This window comes from Alloprevotella sp. (assembly GCF_057240785.1).
The window spans coordinates 19,928-33,027 of the sequence record NZ_DBHHRH010000016.1 but is presented as its reverse complement, the minus strand read 5'-3'; the positions used below and the strand labels follow the sequence as shown (position 1 = coordinate 33,027).

General features: G+C 38.6%; 7 protein-coding genes. All 7 read right to left on the bottom strand.

The window, feature by feature from the left end; translation table 11 throughout:
• Nucleotides 1-79 precede the first annotated feature (79 nt).
• The 7 genes from bamK to ACO4R2_RS04335 all read right to left on the bottom strand — a co-directional run bounded on the left by bamK (nucleotide 80) and on the right by ACO4R2_RS04335 (nucleotide 13,082).
• The gene (bamK, locus tag ACO4R2_RS04365; protein ID WP_311489977.1) at nucleotides 80-769 is read right to left on the bottom strand and encodes a BamK family beta-barrel-assembly machinery protein; all 690 of its coding nucleotides are present in this window, start codon (nucleotides 767-769) and stop codon (nucleotides 80-82) included.
• A 133-nt stretch (nucleotides 770-902) separates the two neighbouring features.
• The gene (gene rprY / locus ACO4R2_RS04360; protein WP_315090881.1) at nucleotides 903-1,607 is read right to left on the bottom strand and encodes a response regulator transcription factor RprY; all 705 of its coding nucleotides are present in this window, start codon (nucleotides 1,605-1,607) and stop codon (nucleotides 903-905) included.
• Nucleotides 1,608-1,663: 56 nt separating this feature from the next.
• The gene (locus tag ACO4R2_RS04355; RefSeq protein WP_347719554.1) at nucleotides 1,664-3,145 is read right to left on the bottom strand and encodes a sensor histidine kinase; all 1,482 of its coding nucleotides are present in this window, start codon (nucleotides 3,143-3,145) and stop codon (nucleotides 1,664-1,666) included.
• Nucleotides 3,146-3,336: 191 nt separating this feature from the next.
• Nucleotides 3,337-6,315: a PEP/pyruvate-binding domain-containing protein gene (locus ACO4R2_RS04350; protein WP_484769334.1), complete on the bottom strand. Its 2,979-nt coding sequence runs from the start codon at nucleotides 6,313-6,315 to the stop codon at nucleotides 3,337-3,339.
• A gap of 61 nt (nucleotides 6,316-6,376) precedes the next feature.
• Complete coding sequence (locus tag ACO4R2_RS04345) at nucleotides 6,377-7,045, bottom strand: B3/B4 domain-containing protein (RefSeq protein WP_484769333.1); 669 nt, start codon at nucleotides 7,043-7,045, stop codon at nucleotides 6,377-6,379.
• A complete protein-coding gene (locus ACO4R2_RS04340) occupies nucleotides 7,042-9,840 on the bottom strand; it encodes a PD-(D/E)XK nuclease family protein (protein WP_484769332.1) in 2,799 nt (932 codons plus the stop codon). The genes ACO4R2_RS04345 and ACO4R2_RS04340 overlap by 4 nt, the downstream gene beginning before the upstream one ends.
• Nucleotides 9,841-9,878: 38 nt before the next feature.
• A complete protein-coding gene (locus tag ACO4R2_RS04335; RefSeq protein ID WP_484769331.1) occupies nucleotides 9,879-13,082 on the bottom strand; it encodes a UvrD-helicase domain-containing protein in 3,204 nt (1,067 codons plus the stop codon).
• Between the last annotated feature and the right edge of the window lie 18 nt (nucleotides 13,083-13,100).

Here is a 13,100-nt window from a genome sequence, read left to right as displayed (position 1 = left end):
TCTGTTAAAAAAATGATTGCAAAATCAGAAACGCGTGATTTCATGATTTTGCAATCTCCTTAGTCTGTCTTAGTGCAATTTATCGGCCACGCTGATAAGTTATTTCGTAATAGCATGGATAAATATTAGTATAAAGTGCCGCATTGGATTGCCCTTGTGTACTAGGGACAATCAATCGTACTTTAGCTATTTCTGATGTGTCTGAAATCTGGCGTCCTAGATTAATGAATTGTAAAGGAATTAGCCAACTGGAAGGTACCGAACTACCATAGAAAGTTTTCATAACACCACTTGCAAAAGTTCCAGAAAGTGTCCCATAAGTGTTCTGTGCAATCATGATGTCTGGATGACCTTCATAAGTAAGAACATTATTGGAAGTTTGGATACTATCTGTGGCTATATTAAATTCTGTATAGCGACAAATAACCGTTGCGGTTTCTCCCGATTCAAGTTTCTTTCCTGTTCCTTTACGTTCAATCTGCATGTATACACCTGTACCTGCGAAGAGCACATATTCGTTCTTAGATACATCAGTCGTTGAATCGTTGGCATAGAATTGACTTTCTGTGATAGTCTTGATGGGTGGGACATATATCAAGGAATCACCTGAATCTTTATCTACAACCAAAGCTCCAGTTTTTAGAAAAGCTTGGATCTGCTTTTTCTCTTGTTCTCGTTTTTCTGCATACGAATCATTATCGCTACAAGATTGGAAAAAGCTACTCATTACTACAATCACGAGCAGGATACTATATATTCTTTGTCTCATATTCAGTCGTTTTGTGTACAAAGGTAGTTTGAAGTCATCAAAAAAAGATGGATTTAACGATTTTTCTCTATCTGTAGAACCTTATTCCCAACCAAATCGTTAAATCCAGTATTTATTGATTTTATCCTAGGAGTTATTCTCCATCTGGCATAATCAAGCGATAGCCTTTTCCATGTACATTGATGATGCGCACATTCTCATCTTCCTGTAAATGCTTACGGAGGCGTGTGATGTATACGTCCATAGATCTAGCGTTGAAATAGTTGTTGTCCAGCCAGATTGCTTTTAAAGCATCGTCACGTAAGAGGACATCATTTGCGTGTGCGCATAAAAGATTTAGAAGTTCACTTTCTTTAGTGGTGAGATCTTGAACTTTATCACCGCGCACTAGTGTCTGCTTCTTTGTGTCAAATTCATAAGAACCAATTTTATAGAAGGAAAGTGCACGATTTTGTTTGTTGCTCACCCGACGCATTACAGCCTCAATTCTGAGACGAAGTTCTTCCATAGAGAATGGCTTGGTAACATAGTCGTCAGCACCAATTTTAAAACCTGTTTGGATATCTTCTTTCAGCGTCTTGGCCGTTAAGAAAATAATTGGAATGAATTCATTGATAGATCTAATTTCTTTAGCAAGTGTAAACCCATCTTTTCTAGGCATCATAACATCTAAAATGCACAGATCAAATTTTTCAGTCATAAAGATCTTATACCCTTCTTCTCCATCCACTGCCAGTTCTGTGTCAAAGCCTTTAGCTTGTAGGTACTCGCGGAGCAGCGGTCCAAGATTTTCTTCGTCTTCGCAGAGGAGAATTCTGATTCTGTTTTTCTCTTCCATAGTTTTTTATTTTTTGTGCTTGCCTAAATTAGGCCGGCGGGTTTATATTTATTGATTTATGATTTTTTGATGATAGGGAGACTTATTATAAATTTTGTTCCTCTACCATAGTCACTTTCTGCGTGGATATTTCCTTTGTGATAGTCTATCACTTTTTTTACATAAGCTAGTCCTAGGCCAAATCCCTTAACATCGTGTCGGTTGCCTGTATGTGAACGATAGAACTTTTCAAATATTTTTTTTAAATCTTCTTTTCTTATGCCGATGCCATTATCTTGGATACTTATATAAATTTTATCTCCTTTATTATACGAATCTATCGTCAATTCGATCTTTTTGTCCGCTGATTTATATTTTATTGCATTGTCAAGCAAATTGAAGATAACATTTGTCATGTGCATCTGGTCAACAAACACTATGGTATCTGCAGCCTCTAAATGAGTTTTTAGACTGCCTCCATTAGTTTCTACTTTTAATCGGAACGTATCTGTTACATCCTTCAATAGGTTGTTAATGTCAACCTCTTTTCGCTTGAATGTACCTCCCTTTTCATCGAACATTGACATTTGAAGTACTTTCTCCACTTGAAAACGCAAGCGTTTTGTTTCATCATTGATAATACCTGAGAGATGCTTTAACATATCTCCACTCTTTGTAACTGATGGATCTTGGAGCATTTGTGCAGCAAGAGATATTGTTGAAATTGGTGTTTTAAACTCATGCGTCATATTGTTTATGAAATCGTTCTTGATTTCTGTCAGTCTCTTTTGTCGGAAGATGGTGTAAATTGTAAATACAAACATACATAACAATATTAGCGTGAAGATAATGGCAGGAATGATAAAGCGTACACTCAGAAATATATATTTCTGCATATTGGGAAAGTGCACATACAGAACTCCCATCTTAGGGCGCGGATCGTGTTCAAAGAGTTCTTGCCTATAACTATTCTCTGATCCTTGCGGGTCATAGTCGGGGCATTTTATAATTGTATCTCCGTTGGCATTGAGAACCACATAGTGGTATGTGAAATCGTTATTTAGTCTAAGGCCATTATTAATAAATGCTTGTTTCAACTTTGAATCTATATTTGCTACACGCTTGGCTAGAGGTTCGTCGCTAGATTTATATAATGCAGCATAAGCCACTTCATCAAGCAATCCTTTTTTATATAAGTATGCTTCGCGAATTTTTGCCTTAAATTCATCAGTTGAAGAACTATCATTGAAATTTTCTGGGAGGAAGGCCTTAGGAATGCCTGACGAAGTGTGGAAATTAGCAAATTTCTTTTCTACATCATCAAGAGATTTTGCTTGAGTTGAATCTTCTGGAATTTCACTTTGTTTTCGGAGACGTTCTTGCGTCTCATCAATTTCGATATCGCGTGCCGCTTGTGCCATAGATCGGGTGACAACCGCCTCAATTTGTTCTCGGCGTATATCGATAACCTCTTGCAAATACCGTGTTTGCAGATAGAGTAGGGAAAGAAATGAAATTCCCATAACTGAGGCAATGGCCCAAATGGTAGACTTCTTCATGTGACATCTGAACTTCTATGCTCGCAAAAATACAGAAAGAAGTTATTGACAGCTAATAAACTGCATAAAAAATAGTGATTTATAAATAATTTTAAGAAAAACACTCATTGATTAGTTGATAAAAAAACAAATAGATCGTTGTAATAGAAAAAAGCTTTAATATATTATTCTAATTATTGAGTTTGGGTTAACTACTTTGAGATGTTCGATAGAAGATCTGGTTTATTTTGTCCTCTCAAAATTACTCCTTTGCTGTGATGACCATCCATTTTGATTATCAAAGGTACTGGCAAATGGACATGGCGTACAAAAGGAGTTTCAAATAAAGCTGGATGTTGGGTAAGCCATTCTTCATCGAATGATCCATCGCCAGTGGAGGGAGTGATGGTGAAATAACCAATACCCAGGCTTGTAAGATTTTGGAAGAAGTGTGTACCCTGAGAAGGATCTACTCTATAATTGGGGAGACCACACTCTACAATTGTTCTTGCTGCACTGATTTGTGAAAATTGTACGGGAATACCCAACCAAGGGTCAGAAGAGCCCCAGCGTCCTGGACCAATGAGAACATATTCTTTACCATCTGCAGCTAGTCGTTCGTTGATTTCTGCAATTTGTTGTGCTATCTCTTGATTTTTTGCTGCATCAAAATTGGCTGATGGCACATAGACTATATCTTGTATATCTGAAACAATGCCATTACCTAGGACATTCTCTGAATAAATCAATAAAAAATCTTCATTTTTTATAATAATATCCTCTCCAAGATCTTCTCGATTGTCTACAATGGGACGAATCTGTAGAAGATAGAAATGTGCTATTTCATAATTGGAGACATCAAGAGCAAATTCTATTTCTACATGTCGCCCCATTTCATTGCGTCCAATGTTAAGTAGACTTTCTATGGTCTTAGCAACGGGAAAAGGAGAATAATGGAGTAATCTGTCGAAGGTTATGAGAAGGCGTCCTGTTTTTTGAGCCCCAGGAATAATTCGATGGTCATTGAAATCATAAGTTGATGCCACTTGTTGCAGACTCATATTCTCTCGTGCATCAGTAACTTTTAGGCTGAGAAGATTAAACGCTTCACTGGTACTAAATTTTGGAGCTAGATTGTCCAAATCAAGTGCAAAAAAATGAGTTTGCGTTTCTTTTAATGCCAATTCAGGTGTAGAGAGTTGAAGTATATGATTTGTATGTTTTGGAGAAAAGCGAAGTGTCTGTCCACCATCGACAATATACTTTCCTAACCCAAAAGCAATGTTGGCAATACCATCTTCTGCTTGCTCATGTCCAAGAGGATAAAAATTAAGAGAGCGAGCTACACCACTCATCGTAGGATAGAATAGATTGTTATGTTTTGTTCCAACTACTTCTTGAATAACAATCGCCATCTTTTCTTGGTCTATGAGATTCTGAGTAGCTGTGAGATAGTTTTTACTCGCACGGTAGAAGACACTTGCATACACAGCCTTTATAGCACCTCTCAAGAGTCGCATCATTTCTTTTTGATCCTCGATATGCGGAATCATATATGTAGAATAGATGCCAGCAAATGGCTGATAATGAGAATCTTCCAACAATGAAGAAGATCTAACAGCAATAGGTCCATGTACTATATTCAGCAAAGAGAGCAAGTCTTCCAACACTTGATTTGGCAGTGTGGCCTGCTCAAAAGTGGCTAGTATTTCTTCATCGCTAGCATTGCTTAGCGCAAGAGGATAGAGCTCGTTCTCTTCCATAAAAGCATCGAAGATATCTGTACAAACAACAACCGTCTTAGGGATGTTTACGGTAAAAGTTTGTGTAGACAATCGCGGATACCGACGTACCATTGCTGACATAAATGCTAGGCCACGTCCTTTACCACCCAATGAGCCATGGCCAATGCGCGCAAAGGAAGCATACTCGTCGAAGCGATCTTTTTGAAAGATTGCTACTACTCCTTCGTTCTTCATGTGTCGGTATTCTACAATCAAATCGAAGATAAGCTGACGGGCTTCATCCATATTTGTGTATTCTTCCACATCTATGTGTTTTAGTACCACTGCTGGCGGGAACATAGCACGGCTAAAGAAGAAGCGGCTAAAGTGGTTGTGGCTTAGATGATAACGCAGAGATTTCTCAGGAATTTTCCAAATATAGAGTTGTAAATCATGAAGCGATTTGATACGATGTATGGGCTGATGCGTGTTGGGGTCTATAATGATAAAATCACCAAAGCCGAAATGCTTTGTTATTTCAGAGCGGAGGTCTTGAGGATAGCTTTTAGAGTTTTTACTGATAAAAGAAGCCCCAAGTTTGTGAGCATATTGTATATTGCTATCCTCACTCGATTCTAATATCAGTGGAATGTGGTGGTCTTTACTCTTAATGTATTCTCCAAGATGCGCTCCTGCAATAGGATCTTTTTCTCCATTACGCATAAAGCTCATATCAGAGATAACTCCAAGGATGTTATCATCAAACTTTTCTAAAAGTTCTTGAGCCTCTTCGTAGGAGCGCGCCAATAGAATTTTAGGTCTACCACGCATTCTCATAGTCTTGAGTTGGTCGTTGAGAGCTTCTTTAGAAAACTCCAAACTCTGTTCTAATACAAAATGATAGAGAAGTGGGAGAGCTGCCGAATAGAATCTAACACTGTCTTCTACCAAAAGAATGTTCTGTACGGAAGCCTCATGCGTGTCATGCTCAGCATTCCATTTATCCTCTATAAGTTTGATTATTGCAAGAAGGAGGTCTGCATTTCCTAACCACGAAAATACATAGTCAACTGTTGAGAGATCTTCTTTAGCCATTCTTCGTGTTACTTCTTTTGAAAAAGGAGTTAACACTGCAATAGTAATATCAGGATACTGTTGTTTTATGTCCTTTGCTGACGCGAAAGTGTCTCGGTTATCCATATTCGGCATAACGATGACGAGTTCGAAATGGCGATCTGCTAACTCTATGAGCGCTTCCTCTTCTGATGTTACCTGTGTAAAGCGAGGAGGATAGCGTAAGCCCAAAGAATTGTACTCATTGAAAATTTGTTCGTCTACACGTCCATCATCTTCCAGCATAAAAGCATCATATTTTGTTGCTATTAGAAGGACATTGTAGATGCGTTTGTGCATGAGTTCTGCAAAGGGGGTATCGCGAAATACAACTTCTTTTAGATTGGGTATCATTCCGAATAGAGATGTTATTAGGTTGAATAATTATTTGTTATGAGCTGATAGATATACAGTTTTAGGGATATATAGCTGAATATATTTCTTCAGCTTCACAGAAGTGTAAAAGTAGTTTTTCTGTGTAAACCATAGTTTCTGTAAGATGTTTAACGTCTCCATCAAAACCATTGATGATGATGAGAATCTTCTCTGTTGTTAGCTCACACTGCGTTCGCACACTATCGCTCGTTGGTGTAGCAAAGCTTCCTAGTTCATCTCGCCAAACAGGCAAGTGGGCTATATTGAGCGGTCCCCGGCCTATGCCCTCATAGTCTTCGCCCTCACGACCAATGCCAAAGGTGATAGTATTTCCTTTGATATGGGCTGCATCAAGCACAGCTACACTATAGCCGCTCTGAAGCGAAATGAGGTTGCCAAGGTCAACTAACATACTGATGGAATAGAGATCTTTACCTTGTAACACTCTTCGGGCCAATTGTTCGCACGATGGGCGATATCTGCTAGGATCTTTTCTTGCTGCTTTATAGGCAGCTCGCGTTGCAGCAATGCCAGAACGTTCTTTGATGGAATCGGTCGTGAAGTTCTCTTGAAGCCAAGATGAGCATGATCTTATTTCTTCAGAGAGCTGAGAAGATGTGGGCTGATTGTTCACAATAGCTTCAATAATTCCAGCATGATAGTTGTTTATAATGCTTGAAATCTCTGGACTTATAATGGGGAGTATCATATGTTTTCTTTTATGGCTTGGCCGCAAAGACGATAGAAGTCACAGCATTTGCAGCTATCTTTAGAGGGGGTAGCAATGAAGGGTATAGACGGGTCGAGAAGGTCTTCAATGAGATGCTTTAGTTTTCCTTCGAAGTCTTTAAATATTTGCTCTTGAATGTTTTTATTATCACTTTTTCCAATAATAATTCTTGGGTCATAATTTTCTTTTGTTGAGAAGTGCGGATAGAAGAGGACTGAGGAAAATTGATTTATTTCCGTGAATTTCTCCTTCACCGCTAAGGCGTAGAGCAATGTTTGGAACAAATATCCGGGGTGTGCTTTGCCGTCTGTGTTAAAGAGTTCCTCTACATCTTTTGCGGTTTGCTCCTGTGAGCTTGTTTTGTAATCGACAATTCTCACTGTGGGATTCTCATTAGGAAGAGTAGCAATATCAAGACGGTCTACGAAACCTCCAACGGCAAACTCGCGTTTCACCCCATTGACCATCACATCGATTTTTGTCCCATGAGGTTCTTCGAGTGTCAAGATTTTTAGAAACTCAAATTTACTGTCAAACTTGAGGAGATTGTGCAAATAGGTGAGCACAATTTCTGTTACGAGCGCATTGGGCAATAATCCTTCTTTTTTATATGCCTGAAAGATAAATTGACGGAGTTTTATCTCCTTTGATGAGGAGAGCCAAGATTCTAAATCCGACTTTGAAATAATAGGAGTATTGTATTTGTTTTTTTCCTTATTGTATCCGCAAATTTCCTTATAGAGCAGCTCGGCGGAAGTATGAAAAATATTACCAAAACTATTGGCTTTTATATCATCAGGAGCAGGGGTAGGGAGTCTTAGTTTTTTTACCTTTTGGTAATAGAACTTGAGAGGACATTCGATATAAGCGTTCAAGGAAGAAGGGGAGAGCATTCTGCGTTCTCCGTTTCTTCCCAATGGATTGAGGATATCAAAGAGATTGTCGGGCTTTTGAATAGGATCTTCGCTTAATGCCTCTCTTTGGGGAATATCCACCAACGTTTCGTGGTGGATATTATCGTAGATTTTAGAAACTACTATCTGTTGGAGAAAACGTGAAGGCTCGGCAGTGGCAATGTCTGTTGTAGAATTGTAGAGTATGCGCACCTTACTAGGTCTCTGAAGGAGGCGATAGAAATAGTAAGCATATACGGCATTTCTCTTCTCCGAACAAGTCAGATTGAATGCTTTGCGTAGGGTGTAAGGAATGAAGGAGTTTTCTGATTCAAGCTTAGGAATATTTCCTTCATTGGCCGATAGTAGAAGTACGTTGTCAAAGTCGAGATTACGTGATTCTAGAAGTCCCATTACCTGAATACCATCAATAGGGTCTCCATGGAATGGAATAGAGAGCTTGCTCAAGACTTGTTTGATGAGGCGGTGGAGTGTGAAGGTTGTGACTTGTAAAGTCTTGTTACGAAGTAAAACAATAAAGCGTTCAAGCGTAGTATGAACTTTGTAATATGCTTCAGTATAAAGAAGCGATATGAATTGATGCTTGTTGCTCGCGTCTGTTTTTTCTTGTTCGTTGCTTTGCAATAAATTACGTGATGCTCGTTCAATAACAAATTGAATGATTTGTAGCAGGTGTTTTTGCGAACGCTTACGTTGCGAATGTTCTGCAATATTTAGGAGTTGGTCAATGAGGGTATAGACAGGAGTATGCGTCAGTTGGAAACCTTTGGTGATATTCACCTTTAGTTCCATTGTATCTGTTCCGTCTTTATTCTCACCAACAATCGCTGGCAATGCATGGAGAACCGGTTCGGTTAATTCTTCATTACAGAGAATGATGGCTGTACGAGGCTGATTCTGTAAGTCGAGATGTCCGCGTGATAGTTGTAGCCAATCGGCGACAGAAAAGGCTTGTATATTTTCGCCTGGTGCTTGTACGATTTCAAATTCTTCCTTTGGTTGAGATAGGTTATTGAAATGTTCTGCTGGTAACTCATTGGGGAATTCACGAAGATCTTCTCTGATGAAGATACCTGCTTCGTATTCATTGTGTTCGGATACGTAGAAGTTATCATAGTCCCAATAGAAGCGTGCTTTTTGTTGTTGATTAAGCCATGTCAGTAATTCGTGTTCCACATAATCGAGAACATTAAGACCTACAAAAACATATTGTTTTACTTCTTTGGGACATTTGATGACACCCTGCTTGAGTTCCTTTACTACGTCTCGATAGAGTGCTCCTTCATAGGCTTCCCCCTTAGCAGAAAGTTCATCGTTGAGAGTTATATAGATATCGTACAAATGGTCCCAAACTTCAAAGAATTTAGCGTGAATACCGGAATCTCCTTTTACGTGTTTATGAAAGAAAGCATATAATTCGGCGCGTTGCTCGGGCGTGATATAGCCATCGTCCTCTAGTTTTTTTAGATCACTGATATTGCAAAATACTTTCTGTGCATCATGTTCGAGAGAGAGATTCTTATCGATATCATCAAAGTCGGCTAAGAGGCGTTCCCCCCAGCTATAAAAATGATCAAGACTTTCTTTTGAATGTGTTTTGCACACATATATATTATATAGGCGACAAATGACTTCAATATCGTCGGCTAGAGTTTTGTGGGAGAACGATTTGAAAAGCTCACTGATAGTCATATATTGTGGAGCCCAAATAGCTTTCCCTTTGAGTAGACTTTCTAGATGGCGATTAAAGAATAGGCTAGCACGTTTATTAGGAAAAACTAAAACAAGTCGTGATAAATCGTTAGAGTACTGCGCTTTAGCTATTATGTCTTGAGCTACTAATTCAAGGAAGTATTTCATTATCTTTAGTTTTTGATTGAATGATAAAGGTACGAGAATTATAATTCAACAGGGATAGTTAAATCTTTGTCCACGTACCAAAGATAGCCTTTTACATGTGGACGAATATCCATTAGTAATTTCATGTACTCTTGCACCTGTAGAATATGTTTCTTTTCTTCCTTTTGAGCGAACTTGAAGTCTATAATAATGGTTTCATCGCCCCTTACCATTATTCTGTCTGCGCGATGCTCTGCGCTTCCATTTTTGAGAAGTGTTGTTTCTGTAAATACATCCCACGATCCATCGAACCATTCTGGATGTGCGGATAAATACTCTGAAAAGATATTTTGAAACCTCTCTATTTCATCTTCAGAAATTATGCCAAGTTTGGATAAGTGCTTGATTGCTTTTGGCATATCTTCGGAAACTTTTATTTCTTGCATGATTCTATGGAAAATCTTTCCACGATCCATCATCTTAAATTTAGAGGAATCTTCCCCCTGTAGCTCAGTCATAAACTCTAAAGAATCATTTGACTGGCAGAAGGATAGGCGGGCAGGGAAGGTCTTAAAGAAAAAGGGTTTCTCTTGGGGCGTATAAACAAAAGGGTTGTCGCTTTTCTCTACTTTATTTGCTGCCTTCATTTCAGGAACTTCGGGTGTTCCTATTGTATAGATAGATGAGGATTCTATTTGCTCGTGCGTTAGGGAGGGAGGGACATTTTGAAGTTCTATTGGATTTGTGTTATATAAGGCTTTGAGCGTGGAAGCTAGCAAGAGTCCCATATTATCCTTTGTTTTTTTGCCCTTTGTATTAGCCCATAGAAAAAGATTGTATCTCGGTCTCGTGAAAGCAACATAGGCCAAGTTGAGATTATCAACATGACGTTGGTTCATTTCTTCTTCGTATTGCGTTTTGAATTTTGAAGTTTTAGCTTGAGAGCTTGGGCTGATGGGGATATGTGGCATATCCTCTTTTTTGATAAAGGGATTATCCCACCAGAGAAAGGAACGATGATCACTGTTTGTTGTGTCTAACTCCCATGTGCAATCTGGAATAAAGACAGAATGGAATTCAAGGCCTTTTGATTTATGAATTGTCAGAATTCTAACTGCATCTACTTTAGAGGATGGGATGGACTTATTCTGAAATGTATTCTCCCATTTTCGTAAGAAGCTATTGATAGTATGGGGATTATTACTGATATAATCTAGGATTTGGTCGAGGAGTGAGAGGATATAGGTAGAGCCCTCTTTTAGCTGGTCAAGTTGGAATATCTCTATGAGGCGAAGTATCAGCTCATAGAGAGGCATCTTTCGTAGGTAGTCAATGTCAGAAGAGAAATCTTGGGGGAGATCTTCTAACTTGTTGCTATGTGATGGTTCTGCCTGAAGAATATACTCCTCATAGGCCTTTATAACAAAGTATATAGCGGCTGTATCTTCTTCATTATCCAAGATACGCAAAAGGTGAATGATGAGCTGTACACCTAGGGAGCTACCGAGTGCAAAGGCTTCATCAGAAACAAACTCAATGTCAGTGATGTTTTCTATGATTTTTGCTGCATCGTTTCTTTTTCTAATAAGGATGCACATATCCTTCCAGGCAACACCTGCTCGATGGAGTTTGTGCATTTGAGCAGACAGAGAGGAATCCTCGTCAGAAAATGCTGGAGTTTCTCTTTCTTCTGAAATACATGCATACACATATCCACCTTGTCCTTTTTTAGGTATTTGATGAGTGGTTTCTTTTGTGTAAATCTCTCTTAGAAGGGTGGTGTTAGATTCTTCATCGAGCTGTTTTGCTGCTTCAATGAAGAATTTATTATTGAAGTGTACAATATTACTCTTACTTCTATAGTTGTCATTTAGTGTTTCTGTTTTTATATCTCCTAGCAAGGCCAGTTTAGGATTTTTACTCATATTCATGAGTAGTCTCCAATCCCCACCATTCCAACGGTATATGCTCTGCTTAATATCGCCTACAATTAAGTTGGTATTTCCTTCTGACATGGAGTTAAAAAGCAAATGGCAAATATTGTTCCATTGAGTTTTAGCTGTATCTTGGAATTCATCAATCAAGATGTGCTTATATTGATTTCCTGTTTTTTCGAAAATGAAAGGAGCATCTTGATCGTCAATGAAGGTATGGAACAGAAGTTTAGTCTTTGTTAACAAGAACCGATTGTGCTCTTGATTGACAATATCAAGTTTTTTCTCTATGGCATTTAGTAAACGTAGAGGGCTTAGATTTTTCAGCATAAGAGCAACTGTGTTAGAAAGTTCTTCATATTCCTTTCGAACCTTTTCTAACTCATTTAGTTGTTCGATGAAGTTTGTTTCTAATGAGCACAATTCAGCATTTTCTTGCGCTTTCTTCAATAGAAGTTTTACATCGCCATTTAGAATTTTTTCCATGGCCTCTTTCGGTGCTTTAGGCATATTCTTAAAATATGGCTTTATGCTACGTGAGTTACTATGCTCTTCAAGGGTGGCTTCAAATTCATCTTTTATTTGCTGCAGAGTATTGTTAAACTGCTCACCGATGTCACTAAGGATTTTACGCAGGCTCTTAATGAAATCATTCATCTTTGCATTATCAGCAATAAAAAACTTTTCAGCTTCGGGGAGTAGTTGGTAGTCTTCTAATAGGAGATTTTTATAAGCAAACTTCTTTATTTCTTCTGCTATATTCCAGTTCTGCGCGTCTGTATTGCGCTGGTTGATATAGGTTTTTAACCAGCCAAGTTCTGAAGGCTCAGGATCGCGCAGTAGTAAGTCTACAGCTTCTCCTATCGCCTCATTATTGTTGATATCCACTTTTAAGTTAGCTGGTAGGTTGAGTTCTCGAGCTAACGAAGAAAGCAGTTTTTGGAAGAAGGAGTCAATAGTGATTACATGGAAATGGTTATAGTCGTGTAAGACATCTATAAGTGCTTTTCGTGTAAGAACGGCAATCTGTTGGTCTGAAACGTTGATGGAGAACGATGCAAGTATTTCCTTTACTTTTTCGAGGAAGGCTTTGTCTTGCTGTTGAGAGAGCGCATACAGATATTGCAGTATGCGTACTTTCATTTCTGCTGTTGCCTTGTTTGTGAAGGTTATAGCCAAGATGCGACGATGGGCATTGATGGCATAGGCAGGGATTTTGCCGGCTCCAATAGTTGTATGAAGTTCAGCTATCAAGTCGGCTACATATTCTGCTGACAATATAAATGTCTTTCCAGAGCCAGCAGAAGCATTATTCACTGTTAGATACATGACACAAGTCTTTTATGC

Excerpts from the sequence above, each read along its gene's own strand:
- ACO4R2_RS04355 (WP_347719554.1), bottom strand. The coding sequence starts at position 3,145 with ATGAAGAAGTCTACCATTTGGGCCATTGCCTCAGTTATGGGAATTTCA.
- ACO4R2_RS04350 (WP_484769334.1), bottom strand. The coding sequence starts at position 6,315 with ATGATACCCAATCTAAAAGAAGTTGTATTTCGCGATACCCCCTTTGCA.
- ACO4R2_RS04335 (WP_484769331.1), bottom strand. The coding sequence starts at position 13,082 with ATGTATCTAACAGTGAATAATGCTTCTGCTGGCTCTGGAAAGACATTT.
- rprY (WP_315090881.1), bottom strand. The coding sequence starts at position 1,607 with ATGGAAGAGAAAAACAGAATCAGAATTCTCCTCTGCGAAGACGAAGAA.
- bamK (WP_311489977.1), bottom strand. The coding sequence starts at position 769 with ATGAGACAAAGAATATATAGTATCCTGCTCGTGATTGTAGTAATGAGT.
- ACO4R2_RS04345 (WP_484769333.1), bottom strand. The coding sequence starts at position 7,045 with ATGATACTCCCCATTATAAGTCCAGAGATTTCAAGCATTATAAACAAC.
- ACO4R2_RS04340 (WP_484769332.1), bottom strand. The coding sequence starts at position 9,840 with ATGAAATACTTCCTTGAATTAGTAGCTCAAGACATAATAGCTAAAGCG.